We start from the raw sequence: 17,956 nt of genomic DNA on the forward strand, positions 1-17,956 counted from the left end.
CAACATTAACTTAGGACTTGGGTACATTTGGCATACAGGGTGCATCATTCGTAAATTTTGGACTTGAGGAGATGTTGTGACGTACTGGGTGAAAATCCTTTACGAGAGGAAAGAATATGTAGTAAATTTTGAACGCGTCCATGCTTTCTGTTACGAACGAAATGGCAGGGTAACTTTTTGGTTACCTGATAGTGCCATTCCCATTGTGATTAATCCGCAAAATAATTTAGAAGATTATCAAAAAATTATCGATTATATAGAGTGCGTTACCCAACTAGAATTAAATTATGCCTATTGGGTGAAAATTATTTACGAAAAAAATGAATATATCATTAATTTAGATTGTATAAGTTCTTTTTGTCATGAACCAAACGGTAGGATAACTTTTTGGTTGCCAGATGGTACTATTCCCATCATCATCAACCCTGTGAATAATCCCGAATCCTACGAAAAAGTCGTCAAATATATTGAGAAAGCAACAGGATATTTTTTATCTTAAAATTAACTGATTCGTAATTTGATAAGAGGCTATTTATCAAGTAAAAATAAAATGACTGTGGTGGTGTGGCAAGGCTAAAATGTTGCAATAAAATTTGTTGCAACATCACATTTTACAGAAAACTGCACATAGGATTTTTCCAGTATGTGCATGATTTCTGTTAATTAGGTTGAGCTACTTATTCAATTCAGCTAAAATCTGCTATAATTCCAAATTTTACAAAATATCTGCCAACTTTACCAAGAGACTATTAGCTAAATTCACTAAGCTGATGTCATCTTTATGAACATTATTTTCACCAGTAGCTAATAGATTTTTCACAGCTGCTAACCTGTCATCTATCTCAGGACTTTTCCAATATGCTTCTAAACTTACTGCAAAATCGAATAGCGATCGCTCCCCTAAATATTCCCTGACTTTTACAGCTACATTATCATCACTTACCAAAAATTCTTTAATTGCATCCAATCGAGAATTACCCAATATTTCATCATTTCCCCAGGTTTCTAACCAGTCTCCATTTACATCTTCAACATAAAAATTCACAAAATCAATGCCGTAAGTTAACCAGTTCTGCTGCATTTGTCTAGCTGTTGCTAAAGCTTCGGCAAAATTAACATTGTTGCAGGTGTGAGTTTCTCTATTGTGAGCCATAAAAGCTGTAATGAGCAGGTAAGTATGTAGGCTAGAATACAAATCTTGTACATCAAAATCCAAAAACAATCAGGAAAATTTTAAATATTTTCCACCAGAAAGATAATCACTGTTATACAGCGCCACGTTGACTAACTGGTTCACAAAATTAGCATCCTTGGGATTGTAACTTAAAAATAATCCCCGCTCTATTTCCCACGATCGCAGTGTATTTTGCCAAGCTTGGTACTTTTGTTGATTGAGTTCTTCACTGACACTGGTAACTTGAATGCAGAGTGGTTGATTGTGACGATTACTGACAATTAAATCCGTTGCCATTGATAGGTCGGCAATATAACGCTGCCAAAAACTACCTTCTCGCTGAACAATATCTTGGGCTATATTTCTAATAATATCATCATCACCGCGATTAAACTCACCTGCCATTAATTTTTGCTTCCAAATATAAAACTTGGAATCATTTGCATTAATCCATTTGGGAAAAAGGTAACCATACCAATATCTTTCAATGGGTGTCATTTGCTCAAATTTTGCTTTTTGTGCTTCTTGGGAAGGTGAGGATTTTATTATCAGCCAAATTGTCGAGTCCGTAATTACTTCTAAGAGAAAAGCAAGGACAAAAGGTTTAGCCGTCAGGGAACCTGGTTTGATATTCTTCACCCAACGGTTGATTTCATCTAATCTTCTCGCTAAATTAGGATCTATCGAGTAAGCTTGCTCGATGAGGGATTTTAATTTATCCTTAATCTCTTTTGCTTGCAAACGAGGCCCTACTTTCAGATACTAAAGCTTTTTTTAACAATCAGTAATTCAGGAGTCAGAATTGAGAATTTAATTCTATACGACTCTAGTGCTGTGGCACAGCTACAACGCTGCATTAGCTTTCTTCTTGCAGAATGCGGGTTTCCCCTGCCCTAATTGGCGGACAAGATGCCCACCACACAAGAAAATATATTTACTATTGCAATATTTTAATCTTGTCACGTCACTAGTAATGAATAGGTTGATTCTAAATTCTGTATTTTGTATTCTTCTCCAATTTTAACTGTAAAGTGTCTATGTAAATTTAGTCATCTCATTAAATATTCTCAGGGTTAATGCCCTGTGTACGCAAAAGTTCGCGCAATCTGGCAATTTCTTGTTCTGCTTGTTGGACGCATTCTTCTGCTTGTTGGGCTAGTTCTTCAGATGATGGTATTAATTGGTTTTCAGTGGTAAAGAATCTTAATTTGCCTTCATAAACTCCCAAGTAAAGTTCTAACTGTTGACTCCATAAACGTCCATCAGTGGTAGATTGAATTTCTTGATACTTTCCATCTACTAAGTGAAATCCCTGGAATTCCATTTTTATGGGGTCAAACAGGAAATAATCAGGTGTACGAAAAGTATCTTGGTAGATTTGTTTTTTAAAGCCTTTGTCAATGGCTGCTGTGGAATTTGACAAAATTTCTACAATTACATTTGGGTATTTCCCGTCTTCTTGCCAAACTACCCAACTTTTACGGTCTTTTTTCTCGGTTCCCAAAACTACAAAAAAGTCTGGCCCCCGGAAGTATTCCGATTTTTTTTGGTTGGGACTGTAGTAAATTGTTAAATTCCCAGAAGCATAAAAATCCTGCTTTTCTCGCCACCACGATTTCAGTAGGCGAATCAGCAGATCGATTTGGTCTCGGTGGAGGTCACTTTCTAAGGGTGGTTCATCACTCAGTATATCGCCAGGGGGAAAAAAAATAACTTCATCTTCTGGGGTATTATCAGGGATGAATTCTAAAGTAGCAGGTTCAGACATCAGCGATCGCCCCGCAATTCTACATTTATTATTCCTGAAAACTTACTAACTTGCAGATGCTTTTAAGAACTTGTAATAACTCAATTGCCCCGCCAGATTCATTGAGACTTAATAATGGCATTAATTGATAAGTCGGCTGTTGTTCGCGTTTTAAATAAACAAACTGATAACGCAGTCCGTTAGTTGCCAAATCCCAAACAGATGGTTGTTCTTGTAAACTTTTAAAAGTATAAGTAAGTAATTGAGGTAAACCCTCGCAAACTTCGATGGCACTATTTTTTGTTTCAATGACTAAAATCCAAAATGGCGGTGCGATATTACCTTGAGGATTATTAATTGCTAAAATATCCATGCGTCCGGTAATTCTTTTGTCTTCATCTTCCACAGCGATCGCCACGCTATCTTCCATCGTCAACCGAATCGGCACATCATAAAATCCTGCTAAGCGCATTAATGGCGCAATAGTTAAAAATTTAACTAATCCTTCAGAAATTTTACCATACTTGAGATAACGATGATAGTCGTTTCTAATTCGCAATAAATCCTGTTGTTCAAACTCTGTCAACGTTTCTAAATTTAGGAAATCTGTGAATGAACCAATTGAAAGTTCTTCTAGTTGCAAAAAGCGATGAACATCGTTGAGAGATAGGCTATTGGCTTCGAGAATAAGTGGCATAGTTTTTGGAAAAGAAAGTAGGGAGTGGGGGAGGTGGGGAGATGGGCGCAGGGGAAAATTCTTAACTCCTAACTCCCCACTCCCAATCACTAATGGCGCTTAATGAAAATCTAAACACAGTACAGCATAACTGGGCTAAGAATAGTTTTTAGTAACAATAGCGATCGCGCTGATAAACTATGTCTCAACCAACCATAGAATCAATCCTACAAGAGAATCGCCTTTTCCATCCTAGTCCTGAGTTCTCACAAAACGCCCATATCAAAAGCCTGGAAGACTATCAGCGTCTTTACGAGAAAGCTAAAGCCGATCCGCAGCAATTTTGGGCAGATTTGGCAACAAATGAATTATCATGGTTCCAAAAATGGGATACAGTCCTAGATTGGCAACCGCCTTTTGCTCAGTGGTTCGTAGGCGGTAAGATTAACATTTCTTACAACTGTCTTGACAGACACCTCACCACTTGGCGCAAAAATAAAGCTGCATTGATTTGGGAAGGGGAACCAGGAGATTCCCGTACCCTCACCTACGCCCAACTGCATCGGGAAGTTTGCCAGTTTGCCAATGTGTTGAAGCAACTGGGCGTACAAAAAGGCGATCGCGTTGGTATTTATATGCCAATGATTCCGGAAGCTGCCATCGCTATGTTAGCCTGTGCAAGAATTGGCGCACCCCACAGTGTGGTATTTGGTGGTTTTAGTGCGGAAGCTTTGCGCGATCGCTTAATTGATGCGAAAGCTAAATTGGTAGTTACCGCTGATGGTGGCTGGCGCAAAGATGCGATCGTTCCCCTCAAGGAACAGGTAGATAAAGCCTTGGCTGATGGCGCTGTTCCCAGTGTAGAAAATGTCCTCGTCGTCCAGCGTACCGGACAAGAAACATACATGCAATTAGGCGGACGCGACCATTGGTGGCACGATTTACAAAAAAATGCCTCTGCTGATTGTCCAGCCGAACCGATGGACAGCGAAGATATGCTGTTTATCCTCTACACTTCTGGCAGTACGGGGAAACCAAAGGGTGTGGTACATACAACTGCTGGTTATAATCTGTATACCCACATGACCACTAAGTGGATCTTTGACCTGCAAGACACAGATGTATATTGGTGTACCGCCGATGTAGGTTGGATTACTGGACACAGCTATATTGTCTACGGTCCCCTTTCCAACGGCGCAACAACGATTATGTATGAAGGTGCGCCCCGTGCCTCTAATCCTGGTTGTTTTTGGGATGTAATTGAAAAATACGGCGTTAATATTTTTTATACAGCACCTACGGCAATTCGGGCATTTATTAAGATGGGGGAACACCATCCCAAGGCGCGAAACTTGTCTTCGTTGCGATTGTTGGGAACCGTCGGCGAACCCATTAACCCCGAAGCTTGGATGTGGTATCACAAAGTCATTGGTGGAGGGCGCTGTCCAATTGTTGATACTTGGTGGCAAACCGAAACTGGCGGTATCATGATTACACCGCTACCAGGGGCAATTGCCACGAAACCCGGTTCCGCAACTCTGCCCTTCCCTGGAATTCTTGCAGACATCGTAGATTTAGAAGGAAATTCCGTACCCAGCAACGAAGGTGGTTATTTAGCAGTCCGCCATCCTTGGCCGGGAATGATGCGGACAGTGTACGGCGATCCGGAACGCTTCCGCCGCACCTATTGGGAACATATCCCCCCGCAAAATGGAAACTATACTTATTTTGCTGGTGATGGTGCAAGACGCGATGAAGATGGTTATTTCTGGGTAATGGGTCGGGTAGATGACGTATTGAATGTATCAGGACACCGCCTCGGTACAATGGAAGTAGAATCAGCCTTAGTTTCTCATCCCGCAGTTGCAGAAGCGGCGGTAGTGGGGAAACCGGATGAACTCAAAGGAGAAGAAGTAGTTGCTTTTGTCACATTAGAAGGCAATTATCAGGGAAGTGAACAGTTGAGTAAAGAACTCAAGCAACACGTTGTTAAAGAAATTGGTGCTATTGCGCGTCCTGGAGAAATTCGCTTTACCGACGCTTTACCAAAAACGCGATCGGGTAAAATTATGCGGCGATTATTGCGAAATTTGGCTGCTGGACAGGAGGTATCTGGTGATACTTCAACCTTAGAAGATAGAAGCGTGTTGGATAAACTGAGAGAAGGGGCGTAGCAATTTCCAGATAAATTGTGGGGCGTTACACGGTAACGCGCCCGCAATTTATCATAAGTATTAGAACACTATTGAGGCATTCAGGGCGATGAAACTGAACAGCAAACTGAAATCAGCATTTGTTCAACCTTTTAGCTGCATAGCACTGACTACGATCGCTGCCATTGGTCTATCACCATCCGTGTTAGCAGTTTCTTTACATTCGCCTCAACAGTATACTCAAAGACAAGTACAGAAACTAGCGCAATTTTCAGACCAAGGGCCATCAGAGCGATCGCAGATTCTCCAACAAGCCAATGCTTTGTATAATCAAGGAGACATGAAAGGTGCAGAGGAAAATTTACGCAAATTAATTAAACAATTCCCCAGAGATGCCTTTGGACACTTTCAGTTGGGAAATGTGCTGTTTCGACAAAAGAAATCAGAAGAAGCAATTAGCGCATACAAAGAAGCCATCCGCCTCCAGTCAAAATATGCTTTAGCTTACAATGCCATTGGTATGGTTTACGCTAGCGAAAGTCGGTGGCAAGAAGCTATCACTGAATATCAAAAAGCTTTAGAAATTAATCCCAATTATGCAGAAGCATTGACTAATTTTGCTCTAGCAATGTGGCAAACAAATAAAAAAGATGAAGCTTTATCTTCTTTAGAAAAAGCTTTAAATCTTTTTAAAGAACAAAATAGGAATGACAAGGTCAATCAACTAGAACGAATCTTGCAAGAAATCAAAAAATCAGACGATCCTACTATTTCATAACAATTAAAGCAGAATTTAGGAGTTAGATAAATTTTTGGCCGATTTACCAAACTTTTATCTACTATAAAAATCCCATTTGATTGCTGAACAAATCTATGTATATGTAGGGTATGTTATGGCGTAGCCTAACGCACCCTATAATATAGTAAATAATAAAAATAAATGGTTAAAGGTTATGACTTCCTTATCGTCATTAACTTTACCTGACCACACCCAGTTACCAGATTCAGATGGTACATTCGTGTTCGCGAAGCGTGCCGGAGGCAAAAATCTTCAGGAGCATCCACAAAGTATCTTAATTACAGATTCAATTAAACCTGTGCTAGAACAACGCCATCCTGATGGACAATATTGTATTGGACAAGATTCTGGTATTTACTGGAGATTGACAGAACCTCCTGAAAAAGGTGCTGAAGCACCAGATTGGTTTTATGTACCCAATGTACCGCCTACTCTTGATGGTAAAATGCGGCGTTCTTATGTGCTGTGGAAGGAGTATGTTGCACCTTTAATTGTGTTGGAATTTGTCTCTGGAGATGGTTCAGAAGAACGAGATAAAACACCGCCATCTCAAGGAGAAAGTGGAAATGTTGGGAAATTTTGGGTTTATGAACAGGCAATTCGAGTGCCTTATTATGGAATTTATGAAGTATCAAAAGCCCAGGTTGAGGTGTATCATTTAATCGATAATACCTATCAAATAATGCAACCCAATGAAAGAGGACATTACCCCATCGCTCCTTTAGAAGATGTTTGAAAAGTCATGATTGATGTATCAAATATTTTTACCCTACCCTAACCCTCCCCTTATAAAGGGGAGCCACTGCGTTGGACGGGTTCCCCGGCTTGAAGCAAGTGGCGTCAGGGAACTAGATTTTATTGTTTCCCCCCTTACCAAGGGGGGATTAAGGGGGGTAATAAAAATCACAGTTAACCACTTTTCAAACAAACTCTTAGGGGTAGAGTTGGGAATATGGCAGGGTTTGTATCAGAATGCAGAGTTACCTTGGTTGCGGTGGTGGGATGCACAAGGAAATTTACTACTAACAGGTGAAGAACGCGCTGAAGTTGAACGACAAAAGCGGCTGTTAATTACCGAAAAATTGCGTAATCTTTCTGTGGAACAACTCAATGCTTTAGGAATTGACCCAGAAATGTTGGATTAAAAATTATTATCGTCTGCTAATGATACATCTTCATATATTGCAGGCATCGCACAACGAAAATCAACGCTAGCTAAATGTACTTCTTCTCCTTTTTCATAAGGGTAAAGCACCCAATGTCCTTGTTCATTACGACGGAAGCATTCTACACTCATTCTATCTGATGAAATTAGCACATATTCTTGTAGTGATTCTAAGTGTCTGTAACTAGCAAATTTTTTCCCTCTATCAAAACTTTCTGTTGACTCAGAAAGCACTTCTACCACTAAGCAAGGATAGCACTTAAAATATTCAAATTCTTTATCTCGTGTATCACAAGTCACCATTACATCAGGATAGAAATAGCGATTTATCGCATCAATTCGCGCTTTCATATCTAACATATAAACACGGCAACCACTACCCCGGAGATGGTTTCGCAGCAACATAGATACATTCATGCTAACTGTGACATGGGCATCACTGGCCCCAGCCATTGCGTAGACTTGCCCATCAATATACTCGTGTTTTATTTCGCTTACTTTCTCGGCTTCTAAATATTCTTCTGGGGAAATATAGTACTTGCTTTGGCTAATGACCATGTTAGTACCTGAATAGTTTTATCAAATATTTTAACAGATACTACAAATTTAATGAGCGACAGCATTACCGCTTGCTTTCACTTTTTTGAAGAACAAAATAGCAATTCCACTCAACAATAAAGCTATACCGATAAAGTAAAAACAATCGTTAAAAGCCATGACAAATGCTTCCCGACGAACTATATTTGAAATAGATGCGATCGCCTGATTTTGTGCCGTACTTAAATCCGCACCACGACTAATAAAATATTGAGTCATCTGGTCAATGCGCTGTTGAGTTTCTGGATTATATAAAGATATGCCATCACCCAATCGATTGGAGTGAAATTGTTCTCTATTTGTTAATAAAGTTGCTAAAGAAGCGATTCCAATTGAACCGCCCATATTCCGCATCATATTAAATAAACCACTCGCCGAACCTGCTTCTTTCGGACTTAATCCACCAGTGGCAATAGAGCTGAGTGGTACCATAATTAAAGGTTGTCCCATTGCCCGCACAAATTGTGACCACCGTAATTGATCTAATCCTGTTTGATTAGTCATACCAGAATTCATAAATGCACTGACAGCAAATAAAGTTACGCCAACAGCCACCATAAAGCGCACATCAAAACGTTGCATTAATTTGGGTATAAAAGGAATAATAAATAGTTGGGGAATCCCAGCCCACATTAATACTTCACCAATTTGCAACGCATTGTATTTTTGAATTTGGGCAAGATATAAAGGTAAAATATAAATTGAACCATACAAGCCAACACCCAAAGATACATTTACAATACTGGCTAAACCAAAGTTACGTCTAAACAACAGCCGCAAATTAATAAATGGTTGTTTACGAGTTAATTCTATAAAGAAAAATATTGCTAGAAAAATTACTGCAATTACAGTTAAGCGTACAATTAACGCCGAACCAAACCAATCTTTACGGCTACCTTCTTCTAAAACAACTTGCAGGGAACCCAATCCGATGGCCATTGCAATAATTCCCCACCAATCGCCTTGTTTTAATAAACTAATTTGGGGTGCTTCTTGCTTAATTCCATACCAAACGCCAGCCAGCATTAATATACCTGGAATTAAGTTGATATAAAAGTTATATTCCCAACCAAAATTCTCTGTTAACCAACCTCCTAATGTCGGGCCGATTGATGGGGCGAAAACTGCACTAAAACCAAAAGCTGCTAATCCTATTGATTGCTTGGATGGTGGTAAGGTCGTTAAAACAATTGTCATAGCGGTGGGAATTAAAACTCCTCCGCTAAAACCTTGCAAAGCGCGGAAGAGAATCATAGAATTCAAATTCCACGCCCAAGCACAACATATAGAAAATAAAATAAATAATGCAGTATTTACTAATAGATAACGTCTTAAAGAAAAGACCCTTGATAACCATCCTGTTAGAGGAATTACTACAATTTCCGCAACCAGATAGGCAGTAGAAATCCAAGAACCTTCTTCTAAAGTTGCTCCTAAACTTGCTTGAATATCTTGCAGGGAAGCATTAGTAATTTGAATATCTAATACCGCCATGAACGCACCAAGCATACTTGCCAATACACCAATCCAAATTCTGAGTGGTACCCGTTCTGGCGGGACAGCAGGATTGTGCCCTGGCTGACGAATTATACCTGTATTAGCCATAGTGTTGTTTCATTTTTTGATTAAATTCTATACTCATCTCATTGGGCATTGGGCATGGGACATTAAAAAATCACGCATTCAAAAGTTCTTTAATGTTGAATTTTGAATTGATTTGTCCCCCTCATCCCCCATCCTTCGGGTTCGCGCTAGCGTCTATGAAAGAGAAGCTAAAGCTACATCTCCCATGCCCCATGCCCCATATCCTATTTAACTTCCACTGCAACTTCCGCAGACATCCCCGGTGTAATTCGCGATTCGTATCCTTGAATGCTGTTTTGGTCGAAAACTATTTTGACTGGGATGCGCTGTACAATTTTGGTAAAGTTACCTGTGGCGTTATCTGGGGGTAATAAGGCAAATTGAGCGCCGGAAGCTGGGGAAATACTATCAACGTGACCAGTAAAAGTGTGATGAGGGAAACTATCCAGTTTGATTTCTACTAGTTCTCCTGGGCGCATTTTTTCTAGTTGGGTTTCTTTGAAGTTGGCAACTACCCAATTTTGATTATCCACGATCGCCATTAACGGTGTACCCGCTGCAACTCGGTTACCAATTTCCACGTTTTTCCTGCCTATTCTTCCAGCACTAGGAGCAGTAATATTAACATAGGATAGTTGCAATTGAGCGTCTTTGAGCGATGCTTCTGATTGTGCGATCGCTGCTTTTGCTGCTTCGTATTGACTGCGTTTGACTGCTGTATCTTGTCCGCCAGCTGTGGCTTGTTGCAATCCTCCCTTGGATGCAGCCAATTTTGCTTGGGCGCTAACTACACTTTCTTGGGCTTGTGCTAATTGAGATTGGGCTTTGGCAACGCCAACTTTCGCCGAGGCTAATCTGGCTTGGGCTTGTTCTACTCCCTGGACGGCAGCATTTTTCTGGGCTACAGCCACATCATAGGCCGCCTTGGCTGTGTCTAATTGCTGGCGAGCAATGGCACCCGATTTATACAATTCGTTGTAACGGTTATAATCTGCTTGGGCTTTTTCCAAGTTGGCATTGGCTTGGGCTACCTGGGCTTGGGCTGCGGGAATTCCCGCTTGAGCTAACTTCACTTCGGCCTGTGCTGCTGGTATCCCCGCTTGCGCTTCTTGGACTGCTGCTTGGGCTGTGGAAATTGCCGCCACAGCGTTGCTAACATCTCCTTGCGCCTGAGTTGTTTTACCAGTGGTGGTTTGTGAAGCTAAGGCGATATTTGCTTGGGCGGCTTGGGCCTGACCGCGCGCATTTTCTAATGCTGCTTGTGCTTGTTGGACTTTACTTTCATAGTCCCGCGCATCTAACTTCACTAATAATTGTCCCGGTTGCACCAGTTGATTATCATCCACCAAAACTTGAGTCACAGTTCCGGGAATGCGGCTACTAATTTGGTGAATGTTTCCCACAACGGTGGCGTTATCTGTTTCCTGGTGGGTAGAGGAATATTGCCAGTAATTATAACCAAAAGTACCTGCGGCGATCGCACCTACACCCAATCCTGCCAAAATTAAGCCAATGGGTTTTTTACGCTTCGGTGGAACTTCTTTTTCTGTCTGGGGAGTTACAACAGGCCCTTGAGTTGTCTCTGTGGTGGTGGCTTCTAAAGTCTCTGAATCTGTAATCAATTCTGGTTCTAAAATGGGGGTTTTGTTATCCTTGCGTCCGTTTAAAGTATTGACACCCATAAGTTTCAACTCCTTGCAGATTGATTTAGTTAACTCTCGTTTATTTAAAGTACGTAATATTGATTTACGAGCCTTTGCGTGGCTTTTATTTAGTATGCGTAATATCTTCTCAAAATAAATCTTAATGTAGCTTCCCCCGCTTGGGTGATTGTGGAAGTATCTTTTAAGAGAGATTAGCGATGCCTTTATTCAAAATCTGGGAAAAAAATTCTCGGTCAGCAAGGGAAATACCCTCCATTGCTTCATCACACACTTGTGCGGCGATGGGAGGTAGGATGGTTTGCAGTTCCCTACCTGCATCCGTTAACCAGATTCGCCAGATGCGACGGTCTTGAGTATCGCGTTCTCGACGAACCAAACCGCGTTCTTCCATCCGGTCTAACACCCCAGTTAAAGTACCGCCTACTTGTTTGAGTTTGTCCCCAATACTAGAAGTAGGTAAACCATCTTCTTGCCAAAGACAGCACAACACCAACCAATGAAATGGAGTCAATCCAAAAGGTTCGAGTCTATCAGTAAACCTACGACTTAGTAGTTGCGAAAGTAATTTGATTCTGTACCCCAAATTGTATGGTGCGAGATTTTGCTGCCAGGACTCTAAAGTTGGGGATTGATTGGATGTAGAAATCATTTGTTAAAATACTTAGTATGCTTAATATTCATATGCTATCTAATTTTGATGATTTTGGCAACAGCTCTTTTTTTGGAAGTAGGGAAGTGGGGGAGATAACAAGAATAATTCTTAACTCCCAACTCCTAACTCCCAACTCCTAACTCCCACTTGCCCTGAGCGAAGCCGTTCGCGTAGCGTCTCGCAGAGAAGGGATGCCCCATACCCAATAACTAACGAAGTACTTGAATAAACTGATATTCTTTCACAGTACCGAGAATACGGTGAGGTCTGGATAATTTAGGGGATTGATTTTGAGAAGTCCAAGCATAGCTAAAAGCTGGTACTTCAGAAAATGAGTCTACTCGTTTGTCGTCAATAGCAATATAGAAATCGAGGAGTACTTGGACTTTATCATCTATTTGCACAAAGTATATCGGATTAGTTTTCAAAATAGAAGCGATCGCGCTTTGTTGGAGAAAAACTCTTAAGGCTGGGTTATAGTCACTTAACAAACCTATACTACCCATCGCCGCTAAAGCTAACCAACAGGGAATTAACCAACCTGCTATCCAGTAACGAGTTGTGAGAAACTTTTTACCAAAGCGATAACGACCAATCCACACAACAGGTAAAATTAACCAACCTAATCCCATAGCGAAGCCAATAATTGCATACTTACGGATATCAGAATTAACCCAAGCAAAAATCACAATGCTGGCGATAATGAGTAAAACACCGAATCCACCAAATCCATAACTGAGGTTTCGGGGAAGATTTTCTTTGACAAAAAAATTGAAGATATTTTTTTTATTTTGTTGAAGAATAGATTGCGAGGAAATTCCTAGCTGATAAATTTTACCTAGCCCGTCTAAACCCACAGCAGCAAACAACGCCACGAAGGGATAAAGGCAAAGACTATAGTGAGAAAAACGAGTCGTAAAAATACTAATTTCAATAAAGAAGACAACAGGAAATCCAACTAATAATAATTGGTAGCGGAAGGGATGACGAATAGCAAAAATTAGTCCGAAAATTGCGAAAAAAGCCCAAGGAAATGCTTTGAGAGCAATATTCCAAACATAGAAGAGAAAATTCGTGTGATAATTATCATTTCCCTTACTACTTTGATAGATCACAAATTTGTATAACTCTTCAAAACTTTGGTTTCCATAATGTAACCAACAAAGCCAGAGCCAAACAAAAGTAGGAATCAAACCGACGAAAATCCCTAAATATAAAAAGGGATTATTCAGATGACGATGACGCTTAGCATCCCAAATTAAATAAGGTAATAAAGCTATGATTGGTACAAAAATCATAAAGCTTCTGATTAAAAAGCCTAAACCTAAACTTAAACCAGCACTAAAACTCCAGAAGTAGCGTTTTGCCGGATTTAATTCTGCTTTGATAAAAGACCAAATCGTTAAAAGTACTAATAAAACTAAAGGTACATCTGGGGTACTTAAACGACAAGATTGCAGCCAGAGAAATTCCACACTTAAAATTGCACCAGCAAGGAAAGCTAGTTTTTTACCCAGGATGATTTTGCCGATTTCATATACCAGCCAGACGCATAAAATTCCTGCAAGCATACTAGGAAGACGCGCACTCGTATCATTGATACCAAACAGCTGATAGAAACTGGCAATTAACCAATAAGGCCCAGGAGTTTTGTGATGCGGCTTTTCCCAAGGTGCAATCCAATTCCCAGAATCAAACATCAACCGTGCCCGTGAAGCATAAAGCGCTTCGTCATGTGCTATGAGGCTATTTTCACCAGAAGTAAATAATAATAAAGGTAGTATCCAAACTAACAAAATAAAATAAGGTGATGCTCCTAAAAGCAAGATTTTGCGCCCAATATACTGCAAAGAACGTAATTTGTATAACATGTAAACTTATATCAAATAGATGCCACAATTTTGGAAAAAAGTTATCTACACGAGAGATTTATGCAGCTAAGACCGAATCAACGCCTAAAATTAGACGACACAGACGATCGCTTATTCTATGCTTATCCGCGCTTCGTCACCCATGTTGATGAGGGATTTATTCAACAGCTAACAGATTTATACCGCGATCGCCTCAAACCCAACACCCGCATCTTTGATATGATGAGCAGCTGGGTTTCCCATCTACCAGAAGAGATTCAATTTTCCCACATCGAGGGACACGGACTCAACACCGAAGAACTAGCACGCAACCCCCGCTTCAATCATTATTTTGTGCAAAATCTCAACGAAAATCCCCAGATTCCTTTGCCAAATGAAGATTTTGACGCAGTTCTCAATTGCGTATCTGTGCAATATATCCAATATCCAGAAGCAATATTTTCTGAAATTCACCGCATCCTCAAACCCGGTGGTGTCGCCATTATCAGCTTTTCCAACCGGATGTTCTTTCAAAAAGCAATTCAAGCTTGGCGGGAAGCTTCAGAACCACAACGAGTGGAATTAGTCAAGAATTACTTCACCTCTGTACCAGGATTTACCACCCCAGAAGTTATCGTTCACAAATCAACATTACCGAATTTTCTACAATGGCTAGGGGCACCTGGAGGAGATCCATTTTATGCCGTCATCGCTTACCGCAGTTCTGGCAGTTGAAGCAATTTTTACAACATAAAGACAAGGGAGATAAGGGAGACAAGGGAGACTCTTAAGGCAGAGGATGAATAACTAACTCCAAACTCCCAACTCCCAACTCCAAACTCCCAACTCCCAACTCCAAACTCCCAACTCCCAACTCCTAACTCCAAACTCCAAACTCCAAACTCCTAACTCCCAACTCCTAACTCCTAACTCCTAACTCCTAACTCCCAACTCCCAACTCCTAACTCCCAACTCCTAACTCCCAACTCCTAACTCCTAACTCCTAACTCCTAACTCCCAACTCCCAACTCCCAACTCCTAACTCCCAACTCCCAATCCCCCACAATAATTATCAAAAAGTAAATTTTCTGGGTCAAAATCACTAGCACCGCAGATAATTGCCTCAAAGCTTAAGTATCAGGAGAATCGAAACATGAGTTTACACCGTGGGCGTAAAGTTTTAGCTGCGTTGTTGCTCTCAGTAATACTACTGACAACATCTTGCACTGCAAAAACACCGGGACGTTTTGACCAGGCCCAGCAAGAGAGTAGTAAGCAAAAAAGCGGTCAAGCTGTAGCTAAAACGGCAACTCAAGGTAGCGAATTTAACAAATTGTTCCCAGATGCTAGTGATGGTTACCAACGCGTCTACACCCAAGAGAAAAAAGGTTTTGCGGAAGCGAAATTGAAAAAAAGCGGTAAAGATATCGCTCTGTTGTCTATTTCTGATACCAGCAGCACACCAGCAACAGCAGCAAAGTTCTCGAAAAGCACCAAAAAAATTGGTGGTTATCCCGCAGTAGAACTAGGTAACACGCAAACAGCAATTTTAGTAGGTAAATACCAAGTAAAAGTACTTTCTCGCGATCCGTCATTTACAGCTAGCGATCGCGCAGATTGGATAGAAAAATTTAATCTCAGCGGTTTAGCGAAACTGAATTGAGCCGCATTGCCAAAATCAACATAATAAATCTGAAATCAGGAGATTTTTGTGAGCAAATCGATTTTTCAGTTGGTTGATGAATTACCAACCAGTGGCTTAACTGTTTCTCTGTTAAATTCCTTAGATTTTGTTGCTCCTGGCCAGTGGCAAAATACCGTCGGCTTTGTAAACACTATTAAAACAGTGACTCTGGAAACCGACGAAGATTTAATTCAACAAATTGGCGAACGAGCAATTTATCTATTCAACGATAAATCTCAGGGTTATCAAACTGCTTTATGGCTATATCAAACCGTTGATAATACAGATAAAGCCCTTGGTGCAGCAGCTTTGGCTAACAAAGTTGGCGAAAAAATTCCTTTGTTGGGTTTTTTAAATTCCATTACTCCAAAACCTGACAAAGCCCAAACCATCGATTTGACACTGAAATTAGTTGCGGAATTAATAGCTTTTTGCCAAATTAACGGCATTCCTGGAGACAGTATTGGAGACTTTGTTGCGTCTTTGGGAGAGTATAGTGGTGAGTCACTGATCCGTATGGTGGCATTGGTTTGTGTTGATGGCTTGATACCTCTAGGCCCAGATTTCATCAGTAAAGCAATATCCGGGCTGAATCAAACAAATCCGCAAGAGTTAGAGCAAAACTCAACTTTCCAAAACATCAAGGATGTAATTCCAGGCAGCAATGCTGGCAGTAAACTCAATTTTATCGGCGAAAGTTTTGACTCAGTTAAAGGTTGGATGAGTGGGTTAGTTAACGCCAATAATTTAACGCCACAAAAAGTTGTCCACAACTTGAAAACTTTTGCCGATATTGCCGATGACAAGTTAGACTACCTGGCGGCCTTCCTAGATGTGGCAACGAATTATTACGAACACACAGGTACGCAAACTTTGGCACGTCGCTTAATTGAACGGGCGGTGGCTGAGATCTAAGTGATGGGGGAGTGGGGAGATAAGGAGGTAAGGGAGTAGGGGAGGTTCTTGAGGTAGGGGAAAAGGTTAATGATTCGACCCTTCTCTACGAGAGGCTTCTCTACGAGAGGCTTCTCTACGAGAGGCTTCGCCAACGCCAACGCCAACGACAAAGCTCAGGGCAGGCAAGCTCACCAACCGGGAAAAGGGGAAGGGATAAAAAACATGAGTCCCTTTCCCCCTTCACCTTTCCCCAGCCCTCAAAAGCGCATTTTTGGGTTGGCAGACCACTACTGGTTCATAGCATTAGTTCTGAAAGGTTCGTAGTAAGCACTTTAGTGCTTAAAAATCAAGGACTAAAGTCCTTACTACGAACATTTTTTCCCTACAACATTAATGCGATAGATGTTAACCGTTAACTGTCAACGGTCAACACTCAACAATCTCATAGAGTCAATCTGCAACTTAAATGCAAAACAGCTTATACGTCTTTGAAAAACGTATAATTTCCATTACCTTGAGCATACACAAGTGAATAGCCAAATTGCAGGAGACTAGCTACAGACTCTTTGATCCTGTCCCTATAGTTTGTATCTAAAGGATTGAAGCATTCATCGTATTCAACACATAGTATTTTAATATCCAATTCGTCTTCAATAATGGAGTTTACAACCTTATACTCGGCTCCTTCAATGTCTAGTTTGAGTAAGTCGAGATGAGTGTGTCCATTCTTGTGCATAACGTTTGCCAGTCTATCTACCTGAGCTACGAAAAACTCTTGAGTTTTTTGTAGATTTAAGGCAGAGTGTGATACGTGCGCTGAATCTTTTGGAGCGTAAAATCTTAGTTTTTCCTCTCGATCCCACAGTCCTATATCAAAAAAACGATACTTATCATAATGTGCGGTCTTTTCTCGAACGTGCTTGATTGCACGAGGAGTAGGATCGAAAGCATAGATGTTACAGTTAAATTCTTCTATCAACCCCAAGTCAAATGTAATGTCTTCCCCACAACCAACGCAATAACATATAGAATTTGGGTTGAGTAGCTCTTTCGGAACTACCCAGCCACCATAATCTGTGCCTATATGTAATAAATCCTTGCGTGATAAGATTTTTGTACCAGTTATTTCATCTATACTCAGTAGATGAAATATGCTGTGAAATACTTTCTGAAATACCCCAGAAACCAGTTGTGTTTTCACGTTTTCCCCTGCTCTATTTCTGAGTGATATTAACTTTATATTACATGTTCGTTAGTAACAATAAGAGTTACTTCCAAAATATAAAATCTATCTATAGATATATTATTAAATAT

Annotated in this window: 16 protein-coding genes and 2 pseudogenes; 8 read left to right on the plus strand and 10 right to left on the minus strand. The window is 40.5% G+C overall.

The window, feature by feature from the left end:
- Window positions 1-76 precede the first annotated feature (76 nt).
- The gene (locus tag GNE10_RS07270; RefSeq protein ID WP_099072132.1) at window positions 77-499 is read left to right on the plus strand and encodes a hypothetical protein; all 423 of its coding nucleotides are present in this window, start codon (window positions 77-79) and stop codon (window positions 497-499) included.
- 216 nt (window positions 500-715) lie between these two features.
- On the opposite strand, the gene GNE10_RS07275 is transcribed toward GNE10_RS07270, so the two are convergent.
- The 4 genes from GNE10_RS07275 to GNE10_RS07290 all read right to left on the minus strand — a co-directional run bounded on the left by GNE10_RS07275 (window position 716) and on the right by GNE10_RS07290 (window position 3,618).
- Window positions 716-1,153, minus strand: a complete 438-nt coding sequence (locus tag GNE10_RS07275; protein WP_185564284.1) for a hypothetical protein — start codon at window positions 1,151-1,153, stop codon at window positions 716-718.
- Window positions 1,154-1,222: 69 nt separating this feature from the next.
- The gene (locus GNE10_RS07280) at window positions 1,223-1,915 is read right to left on the minus strand and encodes a hypothetical protein (RefSeq protein ID WP_180267601.1); all 693 of its coding nucleotides are present in this window, start codon (window positions 1,913-1,915) and stop codon (window positions 1,223-1,225) included.
- A gap of 316 nt (window positions 1,916-2,231) precedes the next feature.
- Entirely contained in the window at window positions 2,232-2,942 is a 711-nt protein-coding gene (locus tag GNE10_RS07285) for a Uma2 family endonuclease (protein WP_185564285.1), read from the minus strand.
- 28 nt (window positions 2,943-2,970) lie between these two features.
- Window positions 2,971-3,618: a restriction endonuclease subunit R gene (locus tag GNE10_RS07290; RefSeq protein WP_185564286.1), complete on the minus strand. Its 648-nt coding sequence runs from the start codon at window positions 3,616-3,618 to the stop codon at window positions 2,971-2,973.
- Window positions 3,619-3,797: 179 nt separating this feature from the next.
- On the opposite strand from GNE10_RS07290, the gene acs reads away from it, so the two are divergent.
- The 4 genes and pseudogenes from acs to GNE10_RS07310 all read left to right on the plus strand — a co-directional run.
- Window positions 3,798-5,771 (plus strand): acetate--CoA ligase, encoded by a 1,974-nt coding sequence (acs, locus tag GNE10_RS07295; protein WP_185564287.1) that lies wholly within the window; start codon window positions 3,798-3,800, stop codon window positions 5,769-5,771.
- A gap of 88 nt (window positions 5,772-5,859) precedes the next feature.
- Window positions 5,860-6,528 carry a tetratricopeptide repeat protein gene (locus GNE10_RS07300; RefSeq protein WP_185564288.1) on the plus strand — a complete coding sequence of 223 codons (669 nt, stop codon included), beginning with the start codon at window positions 5,860-5,862 and terminating at the stop codon, window positions 6,526-6,528.
- 175 nt (window positions 6,529-6,703) lie between these two features.
- A pseudogene (locus GNE10_RS07305) lies at window positions 6,704-7,273 on the plus strand (Uma2 family endonuclease); the annotation flags it as partial.
- Between the two features lie 211 nt (window positions 7,274-7,484).
- Window positions 7,485-7,694, plus strand: a pseudogene (locus GNE10_RS07310) (Uma2 family endonuclease); the annotation flags it as partial.
- On the opposite strand, the gene GNE10_RS07315 reads toward GNE10_RS07310, so the two are convergent.
- The 5 genes from GNE10_RS07315 to GNE10_RS07335 form a co-directional block, all read right to left on the minus strand.
- Entirely contained in the window at window positions 7,691-8,272 is a 582-nt protein-coding gene (locus GNE10_RS07315; RefSeq protein WP_185564289.1) for a Uma2 family endonuclease, read from the minus strand. The pseudogene GNE10_RS07310 and the gene GNE10_RS07315 overlap by 4 nt on opposite strands.
- 48 nt (window positions 8,273-8,320) lie before the next feature.
- Window positions 8,321-9,916: a DHA2 family efflux MFS transporter permease subunit gene (locus GNE10_RS07320; RefSeq protein WP_185564290.1), complete on the minus strand. Its 1,596-nt coding sequence runs from the start codon at window positions 9,914-9,916 to the stop codon at window positions 8,321-8,323.
- Window positions 9,917-10,119: 203 nt separating this feature from the next.
- Entirely contained in the window at window positions 10,120-11,577 is a 1,458-nt protein-coding gene (locus GNE10_RS07325; protein ID WP_185564291.1) for an HlyD family secretion protein, read from the minus strand.
- A 163-nt stretch (window positions 11,578-11,740) separates the two neighbouring features.
- Window positions 11,741-12,208, minus strand: a complete 468-nt coding sequence (locus tag GNE10_RS07330; RefSeq protein WP_185564292.1) for a MarR family winged helix-turn-helix transcriptional regulator — start codon at window positions 12,206-12,208, stop codon at window positions 11,741-11,743.
- Window positions 12,209-12,420: 212 nt separating this feature from the next.
- The gene (locus GNE10_RS07335) at window positions 12,421-14,082 is read right to left on the minus strand and encodes a glycosyltransferase family 39 protein (RefSeq protein ID WP_185564293.1); all 1,662 of its coding nucleotides are present in this window, start codon (window positions 14,080-14,082) and stop codon (window positions 12,421-12,423) included.
- A 60-nt stretch (window positions 14,083-14,142) separates the two neighbouring features.
- Between GNE10_RS07335 and GNE10_RS07340 the strand changes: the two genes are divergently transcribed.
- The 3 genes from GNE10_RS07340 to GNE10_RS07350 all read left to right on the plus strand — a co-directional run bounded on the left by GNE10_RS07340 (window position 14,143) and on the right by GNE10_RS07350 (window position 16,660).
- Window positions 14,143-14,796, plus strand: coding sequence for a class I SAM-dependent methyltransferase (locus GNE10_RS07340; protein WP_185564294.1), 654 nt, complete (start codon window positions 14,143-14,145; stop codon window positions 14,794-14,796).
- 418 nt (window positions 14,797-15,214) lie between these two features.
- On the plus strand, window positions 15,215-15,724 hold the full coding sequence (locus GNE10_RS07345) for a hypothetical protein (RefSeq protein ID WP_185564295.1): 510 nt from the start codon (window positions 15,215-15,217) through the stop codon (window positions 15,722-15,724).
- Window positions 15,725-15,772: 48 nt separating this feature from the next.
- Window positions 15,773-16,660, plus strand: a complete 888-nt coding sequence (locus tag GNE10_RS07350; RefSeq protein ID WP_099068429.1) for a hypothetical protein — start codon at window positions 15,773-15,775, stop codon at window positions 16,658-16,660.
- Window positions 16,661-17,120: 460 nt separating this feature from the next.
- Here the strand turns inward: GNE10_RS07350 and GNE10_RS07355 are convergent, their stop codons facing one another.
- Window positions 17,121-17,843, minus strand: coding sequence for an FkbM family methyltransferase (locus GNE10_RS07355; RefSeq protein WP_185564296.1), 723 nt, complete (start codon window positions 17,841-17,843; stop codon window positions 17,121-17,123).
- Window positions 17,844-17,956 lie beyond the last annotated feature (113 nt).

The organism is Nostoc sp. 2RC, assembly GCF_014222165.1.
In the GTDB taxonomy this organism is placed as follows: Bacteria; Cyanobacteriota; Cyanobacteriia; order Cyanobacteriales; family Nostocaceae; genus Nostoc; species Nostoc linckia.

Coding starts and splice junctions, on each gene's coding strand:
- GNE10_RS07340 (WP_185564294.1), top strand. CDS start 14,143: ATGCAGCTAAGACCGAATCAACGCCTAAAATTAGACGACACAGACGAT.
- GNE10_RS07325 (WP_185564291.1), bottom strand. CDS start 11,577: ATGGGTGTCAATACTTTAAACGGACGCAAGGATAACAAAACCCCCATT.
- acs (WP_185564287.1), top strand. CDS start 3,798: ATGTCTCAACCAACCATAGAATCAATCCTACAAGAGAATCGCCTTTTC.
- GNE10_RS07275 (WP_185564284.1), bottom strand. CDS start 1,153: ATGGCTCACAATAGAGAAACTCACACCTGCAACAATGTTAATTTTGCC.
- GNE10_RS07290 (WP_185564286.1), bottom strand. CDS start 3,618: ATGCCACTTATTCTCGAAGCCAATAGCCTATCTCTCAACGATGTTCAT.
- GNE10_RS07335 (WP_185564293.1), bottom strand. CDS start 14,082: ATGTTATACAAATTACGTTCTTTGCAGTATATTGGGCGCAAAATCTTG.
- GNE10_RS07345 (WP_185564295.1), top strand. CDS start 15,215: ATGAGTTTACACCGTGGGCGTAAAGTTTTAGCTGCGTTGTTGCTCTCA.
- GNE10_RS07320 (WP_185564290.1), bottom strand. CDS start 9,916: ATGGCTAATACAGGTATAATTCGTCAGCCAGGGCACAATCCTGCTGTC.
- GNE10_RS07315 (WP_185564289.1), bottom strand. CDS start 8,272: ATGGTCATTAGCCAAAGCAAGTACTATATTTCCCCAGAAGAATATTTA.
- GNE10_RS07330 (WP_185564292.1), bottom strand. CDS start 12,208: ATGATTTCTACATCCAATCAATCCCCAACTTTAGAGTCCTGGCAGCAA.
- GNE10_RS07285 (WP_185564285.1), bottom strand. CDS start 2,942: ATGTCTGAACCTGCTACTTTAGAATTCATCCCTGATAATACCCCAGAA.
- GNE10_RS07300 (WP_185564288.1), top strand. CDS start 5,860: ATGAAACTGAACAGCAAACTGAAATCAGCATTTGTTCAACCTTTTAGC.